The sequence below is a fragment of the Streptomyces sp. NPDC016851 genome (assembly GCF_055562795.1).
On record NZ_JBVHEP010000003.1, the window covers coordinates 33,316 to 54,883 of the forward strand.

Here is a 21,568-nt window from a genome sequence, read left to right on the forward strand (position 1 = left end):
CGGGGCTGCGAGAATCATGAAGATCCACAAGTACGACACCGTCATCGTCGGCGCCGGTGGCGCCGGTATGCGCGCCGCCATCGAGTCGACGAAGCGCAGCCGCACCGCCGTGCTCACCAAGCTCTACCCCACCCGCTCCCACACGGGCGCCGCGCAGGGCGGCATGGCCGCCGCGCTCGCCAACGTGGAGGAGGACAACTGGGAGTGGCACACCTTCGACACGGTCAAGGGCGGTGACTACCTGGTCGACCAGGACGCCGCCGAGATCCTGGCGAAGGAGGCCATCGACTCCGTCCTCGACCTGGAGAAGATGGGCCTGCCGTTCAACCGCACCCCGAACGGCACGATCGACCAGCGCCGCTTCGGCGGTCACAGCCGCAACCACGGCGAGGCCCCGGTCCGCCGCTCCTGCTACGCGGCCGACCGCACCGGCCACATGATCCTCCAGACGCTGTACCAGAACTGCGTCAAGGAGGGCGTGGAGTTCTTCAACGAGTTCTACGTCCTGGACCAGCTGATCACCGAGGTCGACGGCGTCAAGCGCTCGGCCGGTGTGGTGGCGTACGAGCTGGCCACCGGCGAGATCCACGTCTTCCAGGCGAAGGCCGTGATCTACGCGTCCGGCGGCTGCGGCAAGTTCTTCAAGGTGACGTCGAACGCGCACACGCTGACGGGTGACGGCCAGGCGGCGGTCTACCGCCGGGGCATCCCGCTGGAGGACATGGAGTTCTTCCAGTTCCACCCGACCGGCATCTGGCGCATGGGCATCCTGCTGACGGAGGGCGCCCGTGGTGAGGGCGGCATCCTCCGCAACAAGGACGGCGAGCGCTTCATGGAGAAGTACGCGCCGGTCATGAAGGACCTCGCCTCGCGTGACGTCGTCTCGCGCTCCATCTACACGGAGATCCGGGAAGGCCGCGGCTGCGGCCCCGAGGGCGACCACGTCTACCTGGACCTCACCCACCTCCCGCCGGAGCAGCTGGACGCCAAGCTGCCCGACATCACGGAGTTCGCCCGTACCTACCTCGGCATCGAGCCGTACACGGACCCGATCCCGATCCAGCCCACCGCGCACTACGCCATGGGCGGCATCCCGACGAACGTCGAGGGTGAGGTCCTGGCGGACAACACCACGGTCGTCCCGGGCCTGTACGCGGCCGGCGAGGTCGCCTGCGTGTCGGTGCACGGCGCCAACCGACTCGGCACCAACTCGCTGCTGGACATCAACGTCTTCGGCAAGCGGGCCGGCATCGCCGCGGCCGAGTACTCCCAGACGGCCGACTACGTCGAGCTGCCGGAGAACCCGGCCGAGTTCGTGCTCAAGCAGGTGGAGATGCTGCGCGACTCCACCGGCACCGAGCGCGTGACGACGCTGCGCAAGGAGCTGCAGGAGACCATGGACGCCAACGTCATGGTGTTCCGCACCGAGCAGACGATCAAGACGGCGGTCGAGAAGATCGCGGAGCTGCGCGAGCGCTACAAGAACGTGTCGATCCAGGACAAGGGCAAGCGGTTCAACACGGACCTGCTGGAGGCCATCGAGCTGGGCAACCTGCTCGACCTCGCCGAGGTCATGGCGGTCTCCGCGCTCGCCCGCAAGGAGTCCCGCGGCGGTCACTACCGTGAGGACTACCCGAACCGCGACGACGTCAACTTCATGCGGCACACCATGGCGTACCGCGAGGTCGGCGCCGACGGCTCCGAAACCGTCCGTCTCGACTACAAGCCGGTCGTCCAGACCCGCTACCAGCCGATGGAGCGTAAGTACTGATGGCTACCCCCGTTCTGGACAAGTCGGACGCGGCCGGAAAGCCCGAGCCCGGCTTCGCCGACTCCCCCTACATCACGGTCACCTTCCGCATCCGCCGGTTCAACCCGGAGGTCGCGGCGGAGGCGAGCTGGGAAGACTTCCAGCTGGAGATCGACCCGAAGGAGCGCGTCCTCGACGCCCTCCACAAGATCAAGTGGGAGCTCGACGGCACCCTCACGTTCCGCCGTTCCTGCGCCCACGGCATCTGCGGCTCGGACGCGATGCGGATCAACGGCAAGAACCGCCTCGCGTGCAAGACGCTGATCAAGGACATCAACCCCGAGAAGCCGATCACGGTCGAGGCCATCAAGGGCCTGACGGTCCTGAAGGACCTGGTCGTGGACATGGAGCCGTTCTTCCAGGCGTACCGGGACGTCATGCCCTTCCTCATCACAAAGGACACGAACGAGCCCACGCGCGAGCGTCTGCAGACGGCCGAGGACCGCGAGCGCTTCGACGACACGACGAAGTGCATCCTCTGCGCGGCCTGCACCACGTCGTGCCCGGTTTTCTGGAACGACGGCCAGTACTTCGGCCCGGCGGCCATCGTCAACGCCCACCGCTTCATCTTCGACTCGCGTGACGAGGCGGGCGAGCAGCGCCTGGAGATCCTCAACGACCGCGACGGCGTCTGGCGCTGCCGCACGACCTTCAACTGCACGGACGCCTGCCCGCGCGGCATCGAGGTCACGAAGGCGATCGCCGAGGTGAAGCGGGCGCTGATCACGCGCCGCTACTGAGATCGACCGCTTGCTCATGAGGGCCCTGTTTCCGCTGGGAACGGGGCCCTCTGGCATATGCCACACCATCGGGTGAAAGAGGTCGTGAAGACCGCGCAGGCGTCGTCCGGCCTACCATGATGCTCTCGACACCATTTCCCAGGAGGCACCTGATGTCAGCAGCTTCCGTCGAGCAGCCCTTCCACGACGAAGAGCCGGTCACCCTCACGACCATCGCCGACGAGATCATGGAGCGCCATCCGGGCTACCGCGTCGAGATCATCGGAGGCCATCTCCTCGTGACCCCGTCCCCGGATGCACCTCATGCCCGTGCCCTGACCAAACTCATGCGCCCGTTCATCGCGGCAGGTCTGGATGACGGGCCAACCGAAGTCCTGCAGAACGTCGGCCTCTGGCTCCCCACCGGCGCCGAGGACTACGCCATCCCCGACCTCGTGGTGGTGGACGCCGACATCGACGACCGCCTCGTCGAGAACAACGCCTACGATCCGGCCTGCTTCCGTCTCGTCCTGGAAGTCACGTCCGGGAACTGGAAGGACGACCTCAAGACCAAGGTCGCCGCCTACGCCGAAGCCAAGGTTCCGGTCTACGTCGTCGTCGACCGCAAGCACCAGCGCCTCCACGTCCTGACCGGCCCGGTGGGAAGCGGATACGAGAACCACCGTCCTCATGCCCCCGGCGAGCTCGTCACTCTCCCCGACTCCATCGGCGCAAAGGTGACCCTCGACGCGGCCGAGATCCTCAGGGCCGGCCAGGCGAAAACGAGCGAATGAGCCGGGACCGCGGCACCATCGCGGGCTCCCTCACAACTGGCTGAGAATCGAAGGGTCCGTGATCCGTGTGTCCTCCGCCAGCAGCATCGCCTTGCTCAGGATCACCGCCAGCATGCGGTCGCCCTCGTAGGGGAGGTAGCCCGTCCGCGGGGCCGACGGGTCGGACTTCGGGACGATGCAGAGGTACTGGTCGTTCGGGGTTCTGAGGATGTTGCCCGAGCCCAGGTGGATCTTGTACGTGTGGCGGTCGCCCTTGACGTGCAGGAAGCGGCCCTCCAGCGTGCAGCGGTCGGCTATCGCCAGGCGCGGGACCAGGCGTTCGAGCAGGAGCCTGCGGGTCGCGGCGCTCTGGTTGAGCTCGCCGAAGCCGTACGACGTCCAGTACTCGCGGAAGCGGCCGCCGGGGCCGCCGTCCTGCCAGGTGGGGTCGTTGCCGATGCTGGCTACGCCGACGAACAGGTCGACGTCGCGCAGGACTTCGGAGAGGACCAGCGGCGGGATGTCCTCCAGGGGGATCGGGGCGACGGGGTCCTGGCCGTCGCGGAGCCACATGGCGTACTCGCCGCCGGAGCAGTGGGCCGAGTTCTCCGGGGCGTCGATCGGGTAGAAGCGGACCTGGTCGGTGCGCAGGCGCAGATAGCTGCCGGAGTCGGTGGTGTCGAGGCCGTACTCCTCGCCGTCGCCCTCGATCCAGTACTCGGCGCGCAGGCCCCACTGGGGCAGTTCGCGGGTGGCGGGAGGGGCCGAGTCGTCGACGCACAGGCGGAGCTTGTTGCGCCAGCCGCGGAGCGCGGCCAGGGAGTGGAACTGGTGCTGGCGCAGGACGTGGGCCGCGAAGCGGTTGGAGTAGGTGCGGGTCGTGCGCTCGGCGTCCGTGAGCAGGTAGACCTCGCGGTGGGCCTGTTTGAAGGGCTGGGTGATGCCGTGCCGTTCCAGCCAGTCGCGCCAGGCCACGATCTCGGCGGGCTCGTGGCCGATCGGATGCCAGAGTTCGACCCGCGTGCCCTGGCGCAGCGGTTCGTCGGCCAGGGTGCGCAGTTCTCCGTCCGCGTAGCCGGCCGCCCTGCCGTCGACCGTCCACAGCAGGCGGCGGGCGAGCGTGCCGACCAGCGGGTGGTCGAGGTAGCGCTCGCGCCAGACGGCGTACGGCCAGCTGCGGCGGGCCAGGAACTGGCGGTCCAGGCGCTCGCTCTGGGCCGAGAGCATCTTGTCGATGTCCTTGACCGCGGTCTTCAGGTCTTTCAGTTCGTCCGGGTGGTCGCGCTTCACCGCGGCCGGGACGCTCTTGACCGGCTTGCCGGCCGCGTTGCGCCAGCCCAGCACGGCCCGGGTGCCCTGGATCTCGAGCAGGGCTGTCGCCTCGCCGAGGCGGTGCGTCGCCCGGCCGGCCTCCGTCAGGCCGTACGCCGGGACCGCCAGTTCCTCGATCTCCTCGCGGCTGAGGCCGAGCGCGGTGGCCCGGGCCTCCAGGGCCGTGTCGAGGAGCTTGGCGGTGTTCTTGTAGGTCACCCGCGTGGCCAGCCGGGCGAGTTCGGCGAGGGCCGCTTCGGAGTCGACGCGGGCGAGTGCGACGACGCCCGCGTTGGCGACTTTGGGGTTGCGGGGGCCGATGCCCGCGACCTTCCTGAGTGAGGTCTCGACCAGGGCGCCGAGGGCCCGCGCCGTGCCGGGATCGGGCGGCAGGAGGGAGAGGAGCCAGGCCAGGCCGCGCAGGGCCGTGGCGTTGTACGGGTCGTAGGCGTTGTTGATGTCCGGCTCCCACGCCCGGCGCTCCAGCGGGAGCGTGCGGGGGCGGCCGACGAGGGCGAGCCAGGACAGGAGCCTCTCGCGGACGGCGTCCGCGCCCAGCGTTTCCAGGAGGGCACGCGCCCCCTTGTCCCACTTGGCCGTGGGCCTGGAGGCGGTGGCTGTCAGCGCATGCCTGAGGAGTGCCTGCCAGTCGGGGGTCGCGGCGTCGCGCATGGCCTGCTCGGACCATGCCTCACCGACGTTGAGAACAGGGTCGGTGAGCTGCCGGGCCAGGCTCGTGAGGTCGTCCGCGCGGTAGGCGTCCAGGACGGCGCGGCGGACGACGGCCACCACGGGCGCCGGGAGCGGGCGGCCCGCGGCCAGTTCGGCGCGGGCCAGGACGTCGAAGCGGGCCGAGTGCCAGAAGGTCTGACGCCGTGCCAGGTCGGCCAGGGCCCGGTGGCGTTCGGCGGCCAGCGGGTCGTCGTCGAGGCCCTCGGAGACCAGGCCGCACAGGGCGAGATGGCGGCAGCGGTCCTCCGTGTCGTCACCGGCCTGCCCGAAGCGGTCGGCCAGGGCGTGCAGCAGCTCGCGGCGGCGCTCGGCCGGCAGATCGCGGAGCAGGTCCAGCACCGGCTGCCAGCTGCCGCCCCAGGTGCCCCGGCTGGAGTCCAGGGCCCGCAGCGCCTCGTCGGCGACCCGGCCCATGTCGCCGTCGGCGATCCTGTTGCGCAGCCGGTCCAGGTGGGACCGGGGCGTGCGGAAGGTGCTCATCAGCCACCGACCAGGGGCACGAGCTTCAGGAACGTGACCTCGGTGCCGAGCGCCAGCTCGATCTCCTCGTCCGGGTCGGTGACCTGGCGGTCCCCCACCAGCACCAGGAAGCCGTTCCCCGCGAACGCCCGCAGGGCCAGGGCCGTCTGCGCCTCGGGGTCGATCCGGCGGGGCGTGCGCGGCGCGTATCCGTTCAGCACGCGCTCGGTGTCCTCGGGCTGCACGAGGCCCTGGAACACCTCCGGCGTCCGGGCGTTGAATTCGGCCACCTCCTGGAACACCCGGCGCCGGATCAACTCCCGTGCGGTGAGCCGCTCCTCGGCGATCTCCAGCCCCCAGGCCGCCCGCCGCTCCCCCGCTGTCGTCTCGTCGACGAACGTCACGATTGCCATGCCGACGACAGTACGAGCCACCACTGACAATCACCCGGAGCCCTTGTGTTGAACATGTTCAAAAAGCGGTCTAGAGTCATCCCGACAGCGTTTTGAACGTGTTCAAGAAGGGTGGGGCAATGGACCGCACGGTCGTCGCCTACGTCATCTACCTGCTGGTCAGCATCGGTCTGACCATCTGGGTGGCCCGCACGCTCAGCCGGAACGGGAGGATCTTCCTCGCCGACGTGCTGCACGGCAACGAGAAGCTCGCCGACGCCGTCAACCACCTCCTGGTGGTCGGCTTCTACCTCGTCAACCTCGGGTTCGTCGCGCTGTATCTGAGCGGCGACGGGAGCATCACCGACACGCGCGGCGTCTTCGAGGCCCTGTCGACCAAGCTCGGCGTGGTGCTGCTGGTGCTCGGCGTGATGCACCTGGCCAACGTCTACGTGCTCAACCGGATCCGGCGGCGCGGTGCCATGGAGCGCGAGCAGGTGCCGCCGGTGCCGCCGCAGGGCTGGGCCGCCCCGCAGGCCCAGGCCTGAGCGGAGCGCTTCATGAACGCCATCACCCCGGTCCGCCGGCTCACCGTCCTCTACGACGCCGAGTGCTCCCTGTGCGCGTTCCTGCGCGACTGGCTCCGGCGGCAGCCCCAGCTGGTGCCGCTGGAGCTGGTCCCGGCCGGCTCCGAGGAGGCCCGGCGGCGGTTTCCCGGCCTCGACCACGGCGCCACCCTCGACGAGATCACCGTCGTCGGCGACGCCGGGCAGGTCTACCGGGGCCCCGCCGCCTGGATCGTCACCCTGTGGGCGCTGCGCGAGCACCGGCCGCTCGCCCACCGGCTCAGCACCCCGTCCGGCGCCCGGCTCGCCAAGGGCGCGGTGCTGGCCGCCGCCAAGTGGCGCGGTGCCCAGTGGAACCGAGGTGACGGAAGCGGGGCGCGGTGGGGCGGCCGGGTGTACCGGCGGGCGGACGGGTGGTCCTACGACCCGTCCCTCGGCTGGACCTACACCGCGCCGGGCTGCGCCGACGGCACCTGCGCCCCTCACCGGGCGCCGGGGCGCTGACGTTAGGCTCTCTTCCCGTGTCCGCGAAGAACGACGGCCCCGACGACGGCGCCACCCCGAGCAAGTCCGAGCAGACCCGCGCCCTGATCCTGGAGACGGCCATGCGGCTGTTCCAGGAGCGCGGCTACGACAAGACGACGATGCGGGCCATCGCCAAGGAGGCCGGGGTCTCCGTCGGCAACGCGTACTACTACTTCGAGGGCAAGGAACACCTGATCCAGGGCTTCTACGACCGGATCGCCGCCGAGCACCAGGTGGCGGTCCGGGAGATCCTGGAGCGGGAGAACGATCTGGAGGCCCGGCTCGCGGGCGTGCTGCGGGCGTGGCTGGACATCGCCGCCCCCTACCACGAGTTCGCGGTGCAGTTCTTCAAGAACGCCGCCGACCCGGACAGCCCGCTCAGCCCCTTTTCCCCGGAGTCGGAGCACGCGCGCGAGGAGGCCATCAGCGTCCACCGGGAGGTGCTGGCCGGGGCGACGAAGACCAAGGTGGCCGAGGAACTGCGGGACATCCTGCCCGAGTTGATGTGGCTCTCCCAGATGGGCCTCGTCCTGTACTGGATCTTCGACCGGACCGAGGGCCGGGAGCGCAGCTACCGGCTCGCCGAGCGCGGGGCCCGGCTCACCGCGCGGGGCGTCGCGCTGGCCCGCTTCCGGGTGCTGCGGCCGCTCGTGCGCGAGGTGCACGAGCTGTTCACGGACTTCCTGCCGGGCATGACCCGGGCGATGCCGGATCCGGCGGCCCCGCGTCGCACCGGCTCCTGAGGCACGGCGTCAGATCCTGGTGAGGCTCCAGAGCCGGAACACGCCCGTGCCGTCCGACAGGTACTGGCCGCCGCCGATGTCCTCGGTGGTGACGACGTACTCCTTCGCCTGCCACAGCGGCAGCACCGGCACGTCCCGGGCGACGGTCTGCTGCACCGACTGGAAGTCCCGGTCGGCCTCGCCGCGGTCGGCGTAGCGCCGGCTGTCCTTGATGAGCCGGTCGACGGCCTTGCTGCTGTAGCCGGTGTTCATGGCGCTGCCGGTGCCGACGAGCGCGGCCTGGAAGGTGTCCGGGTCGGGGAAGTCGGCGACCCAGCCGACGGCGTACGCGTCGAGCTCACCGCTCGCCCAGCGCTTCTGGAAGTCGGTCCACTCGTAACCCTTGAGGGTGACCTTGAACAGGCCGCTCGCCTCCAGCTCCCGTCTGATCTCGGCGGCCTCCTGCTCACCGGCGCCGCGACCCCTGGCGTAGCCGTAGGTGAAGCGGACGGGCAGGGTCACGCCGGCCTGGGTGAGCAGCTTCCGTGCCTTCTTCCGGTCCGGCTCGGGATAGTCGTCGAAGAACGAGGCGGTGTGCCCGGTGAGGCCCGCCGGGATCAGCGAGTACAGCGGGTCGACGGTGCCGTCGTAGACGGTGGCGGCCAGCCGCCCGCGGTCGATCAGCCAGGCCATGGCCTGCCGGACCTTCGGGTTGTGCAGGGGCTTGCCCGCGCGGGTGTTGAAGTACAGGTTGCGGGTCTCGGAGCCGTCCGCCTCGAAGACGCGCTGCGCGGGATCGCTCGGGTTCAGATCGGCGAGGACCGCGGGCGGCAGCTGATCGGTCGTGACCTCGACGCGCTTGTCCTTCCATGCGGTGTCCAGGGCAGCGGGGGTGGCGTAGTAGCGCAGTTCGACGGGCCTGTTCGCACCGCCCTTGACCGCGCCCCGGTAGTGGCTGTTGGGCGCGAGGACCGCCGTGGCGTCCTTCGCGTAGGAGGTGAGGGTGTACGGGCCGGTGCCGTCGACACGGTTGCCGGTGCGCAGCTTGCCGGCCGGGTACGCGGTGTGGTCGACGATCGAGCCCGCACCGGTTGCCACCTTGAACGGGAACGTGGCGTCGGGCGAGGACAGGTGGAAGGTGACGGTCAGCCCGTCGGCGTCCACGGAACGGAGGGTGTCGAGCAGGGACGCCGGGCCGACCGGGGACTTGATCTTCATGATCCGGTCGAAGGAGTACTTCACGTCCTCGCCGGTCATCTTCCGGCCGCTCGGAAAGGTGAGGCCGGAACGCAGTTGGCAGCGGTACGTGGTCAGGTCGCCGTCGGGGAACGCGCAGCTCCTGGCCGCGTCCGGTACGGGTGCGGTGCCGCCGGGGGCGAAAGTGAGCAGCGACTGGAAGACGTTGCTGAACAGCGCCCAGGAACCGGCGTCGTAGGCGCCGGCCGGGTCGAGGGACGTGACGGCGTCCGTCGTGCCGACCGTGATGGCCGTGCCGTCCTTCTTCGACGGCACGAGCTGCCAGGCGCCCACACCCACGGCCGCCAGGACGAGCAGTCCCGCGAGTATCCGCATGCGAACCGATCGCATCGGCCTTGCCCTCCCAGGCCCGTGGGCCCTTGTGCCAGTGCCACACCCCTTTGTGGCGGCCTCACCCAATCACAGGAGTTTGAGCGGGCGGAAGGGAGATCTGCCGAGTTGGGAAAGAACTTACCGATGGGCGTTTCGGTCCGGTTTCACAGCGTTCTCACAGGGTCAGGCCTGGCGCGACGCCAGCTCGATCAGGGTGATGTCCGACGGTGCCCCCACCCGGGTGGGCGGGCCCCAGGCGCCCGCGCCGCGTGAGACGTAGAGCTGGGTGTCGCCATAGCGCTCCAGGCCCGCGACGGTCGGGTTGGCGGCGGCGGCGAGGAAGTTGCCGGGCCAGAGCTGGCCGCCGTGGGTGTGGCCGGACAGCTGGAGGTCGACGCCGTGCTCGACGGCGTCGTGGATCTGCACGGGCTGGTGGGCGAGCAGCACGCACGCGCGTGCCGTGTCGCGGTCGCCGAGCGCCCGGGCGTAGTCGGGGCCCTGGCCCTCGTCCTCGCCGGCGACGTCGTTGACTCCGGCCAGGTCGAAGTACGGCATCTCCCTGCGGGCGTTCTCCAGGGGGACGAGGCCGAGGCGGCGGACCTCCTCGACCCACTGCTCGGCGCCGGAGAAGTACTCGTGGTTCCCGGTGACGAAGTAGGACCCGTGACGGGCCTTCAGCTGCGCCAGGGGTGCCGCCGCGGGGCCCAGGTCCTTCACACTGCCGTCGACCAGGTCGCCGACGACCGCGATCAGGTCGGGCTGGGTCGCGTTGATCGTGTCGACGACCTTCTGCGCGAAGCCGCGGCCCAGGACCGGGCCGAGGTGCACATCACTGACGACCGCGATTCGGTATCCGTGCGCGGCGCGCGGCAGTTTAGCCAGGGGCACGGTGACGCGCTTCACCTTCGGCCCGCGCAGCACGCCGTACGTCCCGTATCCCACGGTCCCGACGGCAGCGGCCGCGGCGGCCCCGGCGACGACCCGGGAGACGAAGAGACGGCGGGAGGGGCCGGTGGGGGTGGGGGCAGTGTTGTCGGTGGCGCCGGGGGTGGTGAGCGGCTGCGGGGAACTGTCCGGGGTGGGACCAGTCGCGGGGGGAGGGGCGGTGGCGGGAGCGGTCACCGTGCCGCCGGGGTCGGCGTGCACGGCGGTCGCCGCCACGGACGTGGGTGCACCGCCGGGTGCACCGGCCCCGTCGTCCATCTGCGGGCCGCCGGCCGTCGCGGACAGGGGTGCCGCGCCGGCCCGGTCCATCTTTGGTGCGGCAGCGGGCTCACCGGCGCCGTCGGGCGCACCCGCACCGGCGGGCATGCCGGCGCCGGGCTCGGAGCCCATGCCCTTCGCTCTCGCCCGCCGCTCGAGGAACCACCGCAGCACCGGCCGTACGACCTCCCCCGCGACGACCGCCAGCAGCAGGTATATCGACAGGGCCAGCCACAGGAAGCCCGGCCAGGCCAGGACCTGTTGGAGCCAGAAGGGGGCGCCGGTGCGTTCGGCCACCAGGGCCGTGATCGCGAGGAGCCAGCCGCCCGCGATCAGGACCGCGCCCGTGCGGCGGGCGATGCCCGGGCCGCGGGTGGTGTCGCGGAACAGGCGGCGCCACACGTACCAGTTGGCCGTCACGATGACGGCCAGGACGAGTGTTGCGACGAGTACGAAGACGATGGCCACGGTGTCGTGTCTCCCGATTGCCGTTATGACGTCCGGCGCAGTGCGCGCAGACCACGCAACCCGATGGCCCCGATGGCCGTCCCCAATACGAAGGAAACGACGGCGAGCAGCAGGTGCACCCAGAAGTACGCCGTGGGATGACCGTCGTCGAAGGCGAGCCCGCTGCTGTCCTTGACAAGGTTCTTGACGAAAGTGATCCAGATGACCCAGCTCCACACCCCGAAGGCGAGCAGGAACCAGGAGACGGGCCGGCTGAGCTTCACAAAATCAGACCTTTCATCGCAATGCCGGGCTCCCGGGGGCGGCCGGGGGTCCGGGGGTTGTCCCCCGGATGAGCACAGCATGAGACCAGTATCGCCAAGTCCTGTCTGGTTCCGTTCGCGGGGTGGGGGCGGAGGCGGGACTTCCCTGCGTACTGCATGTACGTTTCCGACCGTGCCCGCTCCGAAGAAGACCGTCAGGCGATCCCTGCTGGTCACCTCCGCCGTCCTGTCGTCCCTCGCCCTGGCCGCGCCCGCCGCCGTCGCGGCCCCGAGTCCCTCGGGCAGTCCGTCGGCGAGCCCGTCGGCCACTCCCCCGGCGTCGATGTCGACCGTGGGCGGTGCCCGGCTCGGGCAGCCGGGAACGCAGGTGAACCTGGCGAGCGGCGTGCCGGTGCTGCCGAAGGACGTGAGCGCCCGCTCCTGGATCGTCGCGGACGCCGAGTCGGGTGACGTGCTGGCCGCGCACAACGCGCACTGGCGGCTGGCCCCGGCGAGCACGCTGAAGATGCTGTTCGCGGACACGCTGCTGCCGAAGTTCCCGAGGACGGCCGAGCACAAGGTCGTCCCCTCCGACCTGGCGGGCATCGGCTCGGGCTCCAGCCTGGTCGGGATAAAGGAGGACGAGACCTACACGGTCCACGATCTGTGGCTCGGCGTCTTCCTGCGCTCCGGAAACGATGCCGTGCACGTGCTGTCGGCCATGAACAAGGGCGTCGACAACACCGTCAAGGAGATGAACGAGCACGCCGAGGAGCTCCAGGCACTCGACACGCACGTCGTCAGCCCGGACGGCTACGACGCGGAGGGGCAGGTGTCCTCGGCCTACGACCTGACGCTGATCGCCCGCTCCGGGATGCAGAAGAAGGACTTCCGCGAGTACGCCTCGACGGTCAGCGCGAAGTTCCCCGGCGAGACGAAGAAGGACAAGAAGGGCAAGAAGGTCCGCAAGCCCTTCGAGATCCAGAACACCAACCGGCTGCTGAGCGGCGACGTCGGCCTGCCCGTCTACCAGGGCATCGCCGGCGTCAAGAACGGCAACACCACCAACGCCGGTGCCACCTTCACCGGTGTCGCCGAGCGGGACGGCAAGGTGCTGCTGGTGACCGTGATGAATCCGGAGAAGCAGGAGCACAACGAGGTCTACAAGGAGACCGCACGACTGTTCGACTGGGGCTTCAAGGCGGCCGGGAAGGTCCAGCCGGTGGGTGAGCTGGTGCCGCCGAAGAGCGCCGAGCAGGCCGGCTCCCAGCCCGGCGCGAACCCCTCCGGGGAGGCCGGCGGCTCCGGGAGCGGCGCGGGCAGCACGGCCGGGAAGCCGGTGGCCGGCGCCCCGGGCGCGGACGGCTCCAGCGGCATCGGGATCGCGCTCGGCATCACCGGCGGTGTGCTGGTGCTGCTCGCGGGCGGCGCGTTCCTGGTCAACCGCCGTTGGCCGCTGCCGGATCTGGTGCGCCGCCGGACCCGCCCCTGACGCCCGGCACGTCCGGCACGTCCTGCACGTCCTGGAGTTCGTCCGCCTTGCTCTGCGTCGCCGTCCAGGAGGCGCAGAACAGCACCAGCTTCGAGGTGAAGTTGATCCACAGCAGCAGCGCGACGGGCACGCCGAACGCGCCGTACATGCTCTTCGCCGCCACGCCCTGCAAGTAGCCGCTGAGCAGCAGTTTCAGCAGTTCGAAGCCGACCGCGCCGGTCAGCGCCGCCACGACCAGGCGGTGGCGCGTGGGCTCGACGCCGGGCAGCAGCGTCAGGACGTAGAGCAGCAGCAGGAAGTCGGCGAGCACGGCGATCAGGAACGCGGCGATGTGCAGCAGGACGCCGCTCCAGCCGCCCTCGTCGATGCCCAGGTGCCGGGTGATCCAGCCGATCATCGCGGAGGCGACGGCGGAGGCGGCGATGGTGAGGAGGAGCGCGCCGCCGAGGCCGAGCAGGACGCCCGCGTCCTTGGCGTAGCGAAGGGCCGGGTTCTCCTCCTCGTCGGGCAGCTCCCACACCGCGCGCAGGCACTCGCGCATCGAGCCGGCCCAGCTGACACCGGTGAAGAACAGCAGCGCGCCGGCGATGAGGCCGATGGCGCCGGCGTTGTCCACCAGGCCGGCGATGTCCAGCTGGTCGGAGATGCCGGGCACCTGCTCGGCGAGCTTGTCCTGGAGCTTGTCCTGCTGCTCCGTGCTGAGCGTGCCGGCGGCGATCGTGGCGGACACCGTCAGCAGCGGGAACAGCGCCACGAAACTCGTGAAGGTCATCGCGGCGGCCAGCCGCGTCCACTTCACGCGGTCCAGCCGCTCGTACGACCGCCACGCGTGGGTGATCATCAGCCGCTCCGCCCACGGCCCGATGACCGGGAGCCTTTTCAGCCAGTCCATGATCCGACTCTGCCCTCCGCCCGGAAGACCCATGTACGGGTACCCCAGAACCGCAGAATCGTGGCCAGCGCCATGCCGATGCCCGCGCCGGAGAGGGTGTCGGCGCGCTGGGAGGTGAGTCCGAGGCCGTAGTGGCTGACGGTGAGGCAGAGGAGTTGGACGGCGGCGCCGGCGAGGTTCACCGCGCAGAAGGCGGCGTAGGGGCGCAGGCCGCCGATCCGCCTGTCCCGGTAGGTGCCGAGGGCGTTGCCCGCGTAGGCGACCGAGCAGGCCGCCACGAAGGACAGGGCCTTGGCGGTGAGCGGGCCGAGTCCGGCGGGGCCGCGCAGGCAGGTGAACAGGGCCAGGTCGACGGCGTAGGCGAGGAGGCCGACGGCGGCGAAACCGAGGAGCTCCCGGCGGCCGGGGGCCGTGGGGCCCGACCACGCGCGGGTGGTCACCAATTGGCCACCGCCAGGCCGTACATCGCCACCCACGCCAGGCCGATGAGGGCGAGCGCCCGGTCGCGCAGGACGACGTCCTCGGGTTCGCCGGCCGTGCCCCGGTCGGCGAAGACGGCGTACCGCAGGACGGCCAGGATGAAGGCGACCATGGACAGCTGCCGCCAGGGCAGCACGCTGGTGTGCGGGACGCCGCCCTCCTCCATGGCCCACAGGCAGTAGCCGAGGACGGCGGCACCGGCCGCGAGCTGCCAGACGAAGCGGAGGTAGCCGGTGGTGTACTCGGTGAGCAACGCGCGTGTGGCGCCCGCCTTTCCGGCCATCTGCACGGCTTCGGAGTAGCGCTTGGCCGACACCATGAACAGCGCGCCGAAGCCGGTCGTGATCAGGAACCAGCGCGACAGCGGGATGCCGAGGGCGAGCCCGCCGATCATCGCCCGCATGAGGAAGCCGGTCGTGACGACGGCGAGGTCGACGACCAGGACGTGCTTGAGGCTGACGCAGTAGGCCAGTTGCATGGCGAGGTAGGCGGTCAGCAGGGCGGCGACGGCCGGGGAGCAGAGCCAGGCCGCGGCGGCGGGGGCGAGCAGGCCGAGGCAGCCGCCGACGGTGTAGGCGAGCGGTACGGGGACCTGTCCGGCGGCGACCGGGCGGTGCCGTTTGGTGGGGTGGGCGCGGTCGGCCTCGGCGTCGCGGGCGTCGTTGACGAGGTAGACGGCGGCGGCGCAGGCGGTGAAGAGGACGAAGACGAGGGCGAGTTGCAGCAGAGCGTGCCGGGAGAAGAGCTCACCGGCGGCCGCCGGGGCGGCGACCACGAGGACGTTCTTCACCCACTGCCGGGGGCGCGCGGTCCGCAGGAGACCGGCCAGGAGACCGCCCTTGTCCGGTGGCGCGGACGGTTCCTCGTGGGTGCGCTGCCGCAGGACGGCCGTCTCAGCCATGGTGGGCCCCTCCCCTCATCCAGCGGGCGCCGAGCCGGGCCGTGAGCGCGCCGAGGGCCGCGCCCGCCGCGACGTCCGAGGGGTAGTGGACGCCGGCCACCAGCCGTGAGACGCACACGGCGGCGGCGAGCGGCGGGACGGTGCGCGCTCCCAGGGCGCCGAAGGCGACGGCGGCGGCAGCGGCGGAGGTGGCGTGCGAGCTGGGGAAGGAGTGCCGGCCGGCGGTGCGCACCAGGGGCTCGACGTGCGCGGGGCGCGGGCGGCGCACGACCCGCTTCACCCCCATGCTGACCAGGTGCGCCCCCGCGGTGAGCGCCGTGCCGCGCAGCCAGGCGCCGCGTCTTGGGCCGTCGACGGCTGCTCCGGCGAGCCCCGCCGCCAGCCACAGCGCGGCGTGTTCCCCCGCCCAGGACAGGGCGCGTGCGGCCCCTGCCACGCGCGGGTCGGTGCCGCACGCCCTGAGCGCCGAAACGATCCGGTGATCCATGTCGTGCAGGTCGTCGAGGTCGTCCATGTGGACTCACTGTTCACGCCCACCTGGCCTGAACTCCGGCAATATTGAGCGACATCCCATTAATCACCCGTTTCGGGGAGGGATGCCATGTTCTCGAACTAATAGCTCACACAGGGGCGATACGGTCACGGACATGTCTGCCGACACCGATTCCGACCCGGACGTCATGGGCCTGGACCACACCACCGTCACCGGCTGGGGCCGCACCGCTCCCACCGCCGCCCGGCTGATCCGTCCGCGGACGTACGAGGAGGCCGCGGCGGCCGTCCGCGACTGCGGGGCCCGCGGCGGGATCCCCCGGGGCCTGGGACGGGCGTACGGGGACGCGGCGCAGAACGCGGGCGGGTCCGTGCTCGACATGACGGGCCTGGACCGCGTGCACGCGATCGACGCCGACGGCGGCACCGTGCTGTGCGACGCGGGCGTCTCCCTGCACCGGCTGATGGAGGTGCTGCTGCCGCTCGGCTGGTTCGTGCCGGTCACCCCCGGCACCCGCTACGTCACCGTCGGCGGGGCGATCGGCGCCGACATCCACGGCAAGAACCACCACGTCTCGGGCTCCTTCGCGCGGCACGTGCTCGCCCTCGAACTGCTCACCGCGGACGGCGAGATCCACACGGTGATCCCCGGCACGCCGCTCTTCGACGCGACCGCCGGCGGCATGGGCCTGACCGGGGTCATCCTCACCGCGACGATCCGGCTCCAGCCGGTGGAGTCCTCGCTGATGTCGGTCGACACCGAACGGGCGACGGACCTGGACGACCTGATGGCCCGGCTGGCGGCCACCGACCACCGCTACCGCTACTCGGTCGCCTGGATCGACCTGCTGGCCCGGGGCGCCGCCACCGGCCGCGCGGTCCTCACCCGCGGCGACCACGCGCCCCTGGACGCCCTCCCCGCCCGCCTGCGCCGGGACCCGCTGTCCTTCCGCACCTCCCGCTTGCCGTCCGCCCCCTCGGTCCTCCCCGAGGGCCTGCTCACCCGCACGACCGTGGGCCTGTTCAACGAGCTCTGGTACCGCAAGGCCCCCCGTGCGCGGATCGGCCAACTCCAGCGGATCTCCGCCTTCTTCCACCCTCTGGACGGCGTGCCGCACTGGAACCGCGTCTACGGCCGGGGCGGTTTCGTGCAGTACCAGTTCGTCGTCGGCTACGGCCGGGAGGACGCCCTGCGCCGCATCGTGCGCCGGATCTCCGAACGCCGCTGCCCGTCCTTCCTGGCCGTCCTCAAGCGCTTCGGTGAGTCCGACCCGGGCTGGCTGTCCTTCCCGGTGCCCGGCTGGACGCTGGCGCTGGACATTCCGGCGGGCCTGCCGGGCCTCGGCGCGTTCCTCGACGAGCTCGACGAGGAGGTGGCCGCCGCGGGCGGACGGGTCTACCTCGCCAAGGACGCCCGGCTGCGCCCGGAACTGCTCGCGGCCATGTACCCGCGCCTGGACGACTTCCGTGCCCTGCGCGCCGAGCTGGACCCGCACGGGGTGTTCGTGTCCGACCTGGCCCGCCGCCTCCATCTCTGAGCGATCCCTAGGAGCTGTCATGAAGGACGCCTTCGGTCTCCCCCAGTCCCTGCTCGTCCTCGGCGGTACGTCCGAGATCGCGCTGGCCACCGCCCGCCGGCTGATCGCCCGCCGCACCCGCACGGTCTGGCTGGCCGGCCGCCCGTCACCCGCCCTAGAGGAGGCCGCCGGGCAGTTGCGGGGGCTCGGGGCGGACGTGCACACCGTCGCCTTCGACGCGCTCGACCCCACCTCCCACGAGGCCGTGCTGGGCAAGGTCTTCGCCGAGGGCGACATCGACATGGTGCTGCTCGCCTTCGGCCTCCTCGGCGACCAGGCCCGCGACGAACGCGACCCGGAGGCGGCGGTGCGGGTCGCGCAGACCAACTACACCGGCGCGGTCTCGGCGGGCCTGGTGTGCGCCCGCGCGCTCCAGTCCCAGGGGCACGGCTCGCTGGTCGTGATGTCCTCCGTCGCGGGCGAGCGGGCCCGCCGCGCCAATTTCATCTACGGCTCCAGCAAGGCCGGCCTCGACGCCTTCGCGCAGGGCCTGGGCGACGCGCTGCACGGCACGGGCGTGCACGTCATGGTCGTCCGCCCCGGCTTCGTGCGGACGCGGATGACCGCCGGGCTGCCCGAGGCGCCGCTGGCGACCACGCCCGAGGCGGTGGCGACGGCCGTGGAGCTGGGGCTGCGGCGCCGCTCGGAGACGGTGTGGGTGCCGGGCGCGCTGCGCGTGGTGATGGCGGCGCTGCGGCACCTGCCGCGCGGGGTGTTCCGGCGGCTGCCCGTCTGATCCGCGAGCGGATCAGCGGGTGGGGACCGAGCCGCGCTCCACGCGGCCGGTCTGCGGGGGCACCACCGAGCCGCCGAAGGGGAACTCGCGCAGCTTGCGCCAGACGCCGTCGGCACCCTGTTCGTAGAGGGCGAAGGCGGTGCACGGCCACTCGGCCTCGTAGCCGGCGAGTTCCTCGAAGGCGCGGTCCATCGCCGCTTCCTCGATGCCGTGCGCCACGGTGACGTGGGGGTGGTACGGGAACTGCAGTTCGCGTGCGGCCGGCCCGGCGGGGTCGCGGACCTGCTCCTGGAGCCGGGTGCAGGACTCCGCGCCCGAGACGACCCGGACGAAGACGACCGGGGACAGGGGCCGGAACGTGCCGGTCCCCGACAGCCGCATCGGGAACGGCCGGCCGGCCGCGGCGACCTCGGCCAGATGCGCCTCGACGGCCGGCAGGGCGGACTCGTCGATCTCCGTCGGCGGCAGCAGGGTGACGTGCGTGGGGATGCCGTGAGCCGCGGCGTCGCCGAAGCCCGCGCGCAGCTGCTGGAGCTCGCTGCCGTGAGGCTCCGGGACCGCGATCGAGACACCGATCGTTACGGTCCCCACGTCGTCTCCTGTCGTTAAGTTTGCGGGTCGCTGATACGACCACCCGGTTATCGACTGTACGGCCACGACCCGGTTCCAGGCAGGCGCAACGGAAGTGATGTACAGCGCTGTGCGGTGGTACGGCTGTGCGCGGGAGCGGGTTCAGTGCTTGGCGGGCAGGAAGCCGACCTTGTCGTACGCCTGCGCGAGGGTCTCCGCGGCGACTGCGCGGGCCTTCTCGGCGCCCTTGGCGAGGATCGAGTCGAGCGTCTCCGGGTCGTCCAGGTACTGCTGGGTGCGCTCCCGGAACGGCGTGACGAAGTCGACCATGATCTCGGCGAGGTCCGTCTTGAGCGCGCCGTACATCTTGCCGGTGTACTTCTCCTCCAGCTCGCCGATGGTCTCGCCGGTGAGGGTCGAGTAGATCGTGAGGAGGTTGCTGATGCCCGGCTTGTTCTCGGCGTCGTAGCGGATCACCGTGTCGGTGTCCGTGACGGCGCTCTTGACCTTCTTGGCGGTGGCCTTCGGCTCGTCGAGGAGGTTGATGAGGCCCTTCGGCGTGGACGCCGACTTGCTCATCTTGATCGACGGGTCCTGAAGGTCGTAGATCTTCGCCGTCTCCCGGAGGATGTACGGCTTCGGCACGGTGAAGATCGGGCCGAAACGGCCGTTGAAGCGCTCCGCGAGGTCGCGGGTGAGCTCGACGTGCTGGCGCTGGTCCTCGCCGACCGGGACCTCGTGCGCCTGGTAGAGCAGGATGTCCGCGACCTGGAGGATCGGATACGTGAACAGGCCGACGGAGGCGCGCTCGGCGCCCTGCTTGGCGGCCTTGTCCTTGAACTGGGTCATCCGGCCGGCCTCGCCGAAGCCGGTGAGGCAGTTCATGATCCAGGCGAGCTGGGCGTGCTCGGGGACGTGGCTCTGGACGAAGAGCGTGCAGCGGTCCGGGTCGAGACCCGCGGCGAGCAGCTGGGCGGCGGCCAGGCGCGTGTTCGCACGCAGGTCCTTCGGGTCCTGCGGGATGGTGATCGCGTGCAGGTCGACGACCATGTAGAACGCGTCGTGGGTCTCCTGGAGGGCCACCCACTGGCGGACGGCGCCGAGGTAGTTGCCGAGGTGGAACGAGCCTGCGGTGGGCTGGATTCCGGAGAGCACGCGGGGTCGGTCAGAGGCCATGCTGCTTATTGTCTCAGAGGGCCGTGGGTGGTTTCGGCGGGTGGGGAACCGCGGACCCGTTGTGGCTGGTCGCGCCCCGCGGCGGAGCCGCACATCGATGCGGCCCCGCCCCCCTTATGGGGCGCTTCAGCCGAGGTCGATCTCGGGGTACAGCGGAAAGGCGGCCACGAGGTCCGTCGCGCGGTGGCTGATCTCGTCGGCGATCTTCGCGTCGAGGACGTGGGCCGCCTTCGAGGGGGCGCCCGACTTGGTGGTGCCCGGCTCCGTGGTGGTGAGGACGCGGTCGATCAGGGCCGCGACCTCGTCCATCTCCGCCGTGCCGAGGCCGCGGGTGGTCAGGGCCGGGGTGCCGATGCGGATGCCGGAGGTGTACCAGGCGCCGTTCGGGTCGGCGGGGATCGCGTTGCGGTTGGTGACGATGCCCGAGTCGAGCAGCGCGGCCTCGGCCTGGCGGCCGGTGAGGCCGTAGGAGGAGGCGACGTCGATCAGGTTCAGGTGGTTGTCCGTGCCGCCGGTCACCAGGGTCGCGCCGCGGCGCATCAGGCCCTCGGCCAGGGCGCGGGAGTTGTCGACGATGCGCTGGGCGTAGTCGCGGAAGGACTCCTGGCGGGCCTCCGCGAGGGCGACGGCCTTGGCGGCCATGACGTGCGGGAGCGGGCCGCCGAGGACCATCGGGCAGCCGCGGTCGACCTGGTCCTTGAGCGAGTCGTCGCACAGGACCATGCCGCCGCGGGGGCCGCGCAGCGACTTGTGAGTGGTCGTCGTCACGATCTGGGCGTGCGGGACCGGGTCGAAGTCGCCGGTGAGGACCTTGCCCGCGACCAGGCCGGCGAAGTGCGCCATGTCGACCATGAGGGTCGCGCCGACCTCGTCGGCGATCTCGCGCATGATCCGGAAGTTCACCAGGCGGGGGTAGGCCGAGTAGCCCGCGACGATGATCAGCGGCTTGAACTCGCGGGCCGAGGTGCGCAGGGCCTCGTAGTCGATGAGGCCGGTGGCCGGGTCCGTGCCGTAGGAGCGCTGGTCGAACATCTTGCCGGAGATGTTCGGACGGAAGCCGTGGGTGAGGTGGCCGCCGGCGTCCAGGGACATGCCGAGCATGCGCTGGTTGCCGAAGGCGCGGCGCAGCTCCGCCCAGTCGGCCTCGGAGAGGTCGTTGACCTGGCGGGCGCCGGCCTTCTCCAGGGCCGGGACCTCGACGCGCTGGGCGAGGACCGACCAGAAGGCGACGAGGTTGGCGTCGATGCCGGAGTGCGGCTGGACGTAGGCGTGGCGGGCGCCGAAGAGTTCCTTGGCGTGCTCGGCGGCGAGGGACTCGACGGTGTCGACGTTGCGGCAGCCGGCGTAGAAGCGGCGGCCGATGGTGCCCTCGGCGTACTTGTCGCTGAACCAGTTGCCCATCGCCAGCAGCGTGGCCGGGGAGGCGTAGTTCTCCGAGGCGATCAGCTTGAGCATCTCGCGCTGGTCGGCGACCTCCTGGCCGATCGCGTCGGCTACGCGCGGCTCGACGGCGCGGATGACGTCGAGGGCGGCGCGGTAGGCGGTGGAAGCGGTGGAGAGGGGCTCGGCTGGCATGTGGGACCTCCGGACGTTGCGTTCAGCGTTCACGGTACGGCCCAGGCGCACGGCTCTCTCTGCTCGGGCCGCTCCCCGATGGTTCGTCCCATCCCAGCGCGCCAGTCACGGCCCGTGGATCAGGGTACCGGGTGAGGGGGTGGGGGAGCATCTGCCGGGTGGGCCCCGCGGCGTCCGGTGCGTGCT

General features: G+C 71.1%; 21 protein-coding genes and 1 riboswitch. Of the genes, 9 read left to right on the forward strand and 12 right to left on the reverse strand.

Going from position 1 to position 21,568, the window contains the following annotated elements; all coding sequences use genetic code 11:
- Nucleotides 1-16: 16 nt before the first annotated feature.
- From sdhA to ACZ3I3_RS05470, 3 genes are all read left to right on the forward strand, one after another.
- Nucleotides 17-1,771: a succinate dehydrogenase flavoprotein subunit gene (gene sdhA, locus ACZ3I3_RS05460; protein WP_467362784.1), complete on the forward strand. Its 1,755-nt coding sequence runs from the start codon at nucleotides 17-19 to the stop codon at nucleotides 1,769-1,771.
- Nucleotides 1,771-2,550 (forward strand): succinate dehydrogenase iron-sulfur subunit, encoded by a 780-nt coding sequence (locus ACZ3I3_RS05465; RefSeq protein WP_086604082.1) that lies wholly within the window; start codon nucleotides 1,771-1,773, stop codon nucleotides 2,548-2,550. The genes sdhA and ACZ3I3_RS05465 overlap by 1 nt, the downstream gene beginning before the upstream one ends.
- 152 nt (nucleotides 2,551-2,702) lie before the next feature.
- Nucleotides 2,703-3,323: a Uma2 family endonuclease gene (locus ACZ3I3_RS05470; RefSeq protein ID WP_467362787.1), complete on the forward strand. Its 621-nt coding sequence runs from the start codon at nucleotides 2,703-2,705 to the stop codon at nucleotides 3,321-3,323.
- 30 nt (nucleotides 3,324-3,353) lie between these two features.
- Here the strand turns inward: ACZ3I3_RS05470 and ACZ3I3_RS05475 are convergent, their stop codons facing one another.
- Together ACZ3I3_RS05475 and ACZ3I3_RS05480 are read right to left on the reverse strand one after the other, a co-directional pair.
- Nucleotides 3,354-5,825 (reverse strand): DUF4132 domain-containing protein, encoded by a 2,472-nt coding sequence (locus ACZ3I3_RS05475; protein WP_467362789.1) that lies wholly within the window; start codon nucleotides 5,823-5,825, stop codon nucleotides 3,354-3,356.
- Nucleotides 5,825-6,217 carry a hypothetical protein gene (locus tag ACZ3I3_RS05480; RefSeq protein WP_467362792.1) on the reverse strand — a complete coding sequence of 131 codons (393 nt, stop codon included), beginning with the start codon at nucleotides 6,215-6,217 and terminating at the stop codon, nucleotides 5,825-5,827. Before ACZ3I3_RS05480 ends, ACZ3I3_RS05475 begins: the two co-directional genes overlap by 1 nt.
- Nucleotides 6,218-6,336: 119 nt before the next feature.
- Between ACZ3I3_RS05480 and ACZ3I3_RS05485 the strand changes: the two genes are divergently transcribed.
- The 3 genes from ACZ3I3_RS05485 to ACZ3I3_RS05495 are packed head-to-tail and all read left to right on the forward strand — an operon-like array spanning nucleotide 6,337 to nucleotide 8,030.
- Nucleotides 6,337-6,744: a hypothetical protein gene (locus tag ACZ3I3_RS05485; protein WP_467362794.1), complete on the forward strand. Its 408-nt coding sequence runs from the start codon at nucleotides 6,337-6,339 to the stop codon at nucleotides 6,742-6,744.
- Nucleotides 6,745-6,756: 12 nt separating this feature from the next.
- Nucleotides 6,757-7,266, forward strand: a complete 510-nt coding sequence (locus tag ACZ3I3_RS05490) for a thiol-disulfide oxidoreductase DCC family protein (protein ID WP_467362796.1) — start codon at nucleotides 6,757-6,759, stop codon at nucleotides 7,264-7,266.
- A 17-nt stretch (nucleotides 7,267-7,283) separates the two neighbouring features.
- The gene (locus tag ACZ3I3_RS05495; protein WP_467362798.1) at nucleotides 7,284-8,030 is read left to right on the forward strand and encodes a TetR/AcrR family transcriptional regulator; all 747 of its coding nucleotides are present in this window, start codon (nucleotides 7,284-7,286) and stop codon (nucleotides 8,028-8,030) included.
- A gap of 9 nt (nucleotides 8,031-8,039) precedes the next feature.
- Here ACZ3I3_RS05495 and ACZ3I3_RS05500 read toward each other — a convergent pair whose 3' ends face one another.
- The 3 genes from ACZ3I3_RS05500 to ACZ3I3_RS05510 all read right to left on the reverse strand — a co-directional run bounded on the left by ACZ3I3_RS05500 (nucleotide 8,040) and on the right by ACZ3I3_RS05510 (nucleotide 11,512).
- Nucleotides 8,040-9,581 (reverse strand): ABC transporter substrate-binding protein, encoded by a 1,542-nt coding sequence (locus ACZ3I3_RS05500; protein WP_467362800.1) that lies wholly within the window; start codon nucleotides 9,579-9,581, stop codon nucleotides 8,040-8,042.
- A gap of 180 nt (nucleotides 9,582-9,761) precedes the next feature.
- Nucleotides 9,762-11,249: a metallophosphoesterase gene (locus ACZ3I3_RS05505; RefSeq protein WP_467362802.1), complete on the reverse strand. Its 1,488-nt coding sequence runs from the start codon at nucleotides 11,247-11,249 to the stop codon at nucleotides 9,762-9,764.
- Between the two features lie 23 nt (nucleotides 11,250-11,272).
- Nucleotides 11,273-11,512 carry an SCO4848 family membrane protein gene (locus ACZ3I3_RS05510; RefSeq protein WP_010047056.1) on the reverse strand — a complete coding sequence of 80 codons (240 nt, stop codon included), beginning with the start codon at nucleotides 11,510-11,512 and terminating at the stop codon, nucleotides 11,273-11,275.
- 172 nt (nucleotides 11,513-11,684) lie between these two features.
- Here ACZ3I3_RS05510 and ACZ3I3_RS05515 point away from each other — a divergent pair, with 172 nt between their 5' ends.
- Nucleotides 11,685-12,983, forward strand: a complete 1,299-nt coding sequence (locus ACZ3I3_RS05515; protein ID WP_467362805.1) for a D-alanyl-D-alanine carboxypeptidase family protein — start codon at nucleotides 11,685-11,687, stop codon at nucleotides 12,981-12,983.
- Here the strand turns inward: ACZ3I3_RS05515 and ACZ3I3_RS05520 are convergent.
- From ACZ3I3_RS05520 to ACZ3I3_RS05535, 4 genes are read right to left on the reverse strand one after another with little or no spacing between them, the layout of a single operon-like run.
- A complete protein-coding gene (locus tag ACZ3I3_RS05520; RefSeq protein WP_467362807.1) occupies nucleotides 12,931-13,875 on the reverse strand; it encodes a YihY/virulence factor BrkB family protein in 945 nt (314 codons plus the stop codon). The genes ACZ3I3_RS05515 and ACZ3I3_RS05520 overlap by 53 nt on opposite strands.
- Nucleotides 13,863-14,315: a GtrA family protein gene (locus tag ACZ3I3_RS05525; protein WP_467362809.1), complete on the reverse strand. Its 453-nt coding sequence runs from the start codon at nucleotides 14,313-14,315 to the stop codon at nucleotides 13,863-13,865. Before ACZ3I3_RS05525 ends, ACZ3I3_RS05520 begins: the two co-directional genes overlap by 13 nt.
- Nucleotides 14,312-15,256, reverse strand: coding sequence for a decaprenyl-phosphate phosphoribosyltransferase (locus ACZ3I3_RS05530; protein ID WP_467362811.1), 945 nt, complete (start codon nucleotides 15,254-15,256; stop codon nucleotides 14,312-14,314). The genes ACZ3I3_RS05525 and ACZ3I3_RS05530 overlap by 4 nt, the downstream gene beginning before the upstream one ends.
- Nucleotides 15,249-15,770 (reverse strand): phosphatase PAP2 family protein, encoded by a 522-nt coding sequence (locus ACZ3I3_RS05535; RefSeq protein ID WP_467362813.1) that lies wholly within the window; start codon nucleotides 15,768-15,770, stop codon nucleotides 15,249-15,251. The genes ACZ3I3_RS05530 and ACZ3I3_RS05535 overlap by 8 nt, the downstream gene beginning before the upstream one ends.
- Before the next feature lie 133 nt (nucleotides 15,771-15,903).
- On the opposite strand from ACZ3I3_RS05535, the gene ACZ3I3_RS05540 reads away from it, so the two are divergent.
- Together ACZ3I3_RS05540 and ACZ3I3_RS05545 are read left to right on the forward strand one after the other, a co-directional pair.
- On the forward strand, nucleotides 15,904-17,286 hold the full coding sequence (locus ACZ3I3_RS05540) for an FAD-binding protein (protein ID WP_467362815.1): 1,383 nt from the start codon (nucleotides 15,904-15,906) through the stop codon (nucleotides 17,284-17,286).
- 19 nt (nucleotides 17,287-17,305) lie between these two features.
- Complete coding sequence (locus ACZ3I3_RS05545) at nucleotides 17,306-18,061, forward strand: decaprenylphospho-beta-D-erythro-pentofuranosid-2-ulose 2-reductase (RefSeq protein ID WP_467362817.1); 756 nt, start codon at nucleotides 17,306-17,308, stop codon at nucleotides 18,059-18,061.
- A 12-nt stretch (nucleotides 18,062-18,073) separates the two neighbouring features.
- Here ACZ3I3_RS05545 and ACZ3I3_RS05550 read toward each other — a convergent pair whose 3' ends face one another.
- The 3 genes from ACZ3I3_RS05550 to ACZ3I3_RS05560 all read right to left on the reverse strand — a co-directional run bounded on the left by ACZ3I3_RS05550 (nucleotide 18,074) and on the right by ACZ3I3_RS05560 (nucleotide 21,415).
- On the reverse strand, nucleotides 18,074-18,652 hold the full coding sequence (locus ACZ3I3_RS05550; RefSeq protein WP_467362819.1) for a 2'-5' RNA ligase family protein: 579 nt from the start codon (nucleotides 18,650-18,652) through the stop codon (nucleotides 18,074-18,076).
- A gap of 141 nt (nucleotides 18,653-18,793) precedes the next feature.
- Nucleotides 18,794-19,807 carry a tryptophan--tRNA ligase gene (trpS, locus tag ACZ3I3_RS05555; protein ID WP_467362821.1) on the reverse strand — a complete coding sequence of 338 codons (1,014 nt, stop codon included), beginning with the start codon at nucleotides 19,805-19,807 and terminating at the stop codon, nucleotides 18,794-18,796.
- A 126-nt stretch (nucleotides 19,808-19,933) separates the two neighbouring features.
- Nucleotides 19,934-21,415: a glycine hydroxymethyltransferase gene (locus tag ACZ3I3_RS05560; RefSeq protein WP_356927862.1), complete on the reverse strand. Its 1,482-nt coding sequence runs from the start codon at nucleotides 21,413-21,415 to the stop codon at nucleotides 19,934-19,936.
- Nucleotides 21,415-21,501, reverse strand: a riboswitch (ZMP/ZTP riboswitch). Its footprint overlaps the gene before it by 1 nt.
- Nucleotides 21,502-21,568: the final 67 nt, after the last annotated feature.

Bases quoted from the DNA above. Each gene is read 5' to 3' on its own strand.
- trpS (WP_467362821.1), bottom strand. From the start codon at position 19,807: ATGGCCTCTGACCGACCCCGCGTGCTCTCCGGAATCCAGCCCACCGCA.
- ACZ3I3_RS05545 (WP_467362817.1), top strand. From the start codon at position 17,306: ATGAAGGACGCCTTCGGTCTCCCCCAGTCCCTGCTCGTCCTCGGCGGT.
- ACZ3I3_RS05475 (WP_467362789.1), bottom strand. From the start codon at position 5,825: ATGAGCACCTTCCGCACGCCCCGGTCCCACCTGGACCGGCTGCGCAAC.
- ACZ3I3_RS05490 (WP_467362796.1), top strand. From the start codon at position 6,757: ATGAACGCCATCACCCCGGTCCGCCGGCTCACCGTCCTCTACGACGCC.
- ACZ3I3_RS05500 (WP_467362800.1), bottom strand. From the start codon at position 9,581: ATGCGGATACTCGCGGGACTGCTCGTCCTGGCGGCCGTGGGTGTGGGC.
- ACZ3I3_RS05480 (WP_467362792.1), bottom strand. From the start codon at position 6,217: ATGGCAATCGTGACGTTCGTCGACGAGACGACAGCGGGGGAGCGGCGG.
- ACZ3I3_RS05535 (WP_467362813.1), bottom strand. From the start codon at position 15,770: ATGGACGACCTCGACGACCTGCACGACATGGATCACCGGATCGTTTCG.
- ACZ3I3_RS05540 (WP_467362815.1), top strand. From the start codon at position 15,904: ATGTCTGCCGACACCGATTCCGACCCGGACGTCATGGGCCTGGACCAC.
- ACZ3I3_RS05465 (WP_086604082.1), top strand. From the start codon at position 1,771: ATGGCTACCCCCGTTCTGGACAAGTCGGACGCGGCCGGAAAGCCCGAG.
- sdhA (WP_467362784.1), top strand. From the start codon at position 17: ATGAAGATCCACAAGTACGACACCGTCATCGTCGGCGCCGGTGGCGCC.
- ACZ3I3_RS05485 (WP_467362794.1), top strand. From the start codon at position 6,337: ATGGACCGCACGGTCGTCGCCTACGTCATCTACCTGCTGGTCAGCATC.
- ACZ3I3_RS05470 (WP_467362787.1), top strand. From the start codon at position 2,703: ATGTCAGCAGCTTCCGTCGAGCAGCCCTTCCACGACGAAGAGCCGGTC.
- ACZ3I3_RS05530 (WP_467362811.1), bottom strand. From the start codon at position 15,256: ATGGCTGAGACGGCCGTCCTGCGGCAGCGCACCCACGAGGAACCGTCC.
- ACZ3I3_RS05520 (WP_467362807.1), bottom strand. From the start codon at position 13,875: ATGGACTGGCTGAAAAGGCTCCCGGTCATCGGGCCGTGGGCGGAGCGG.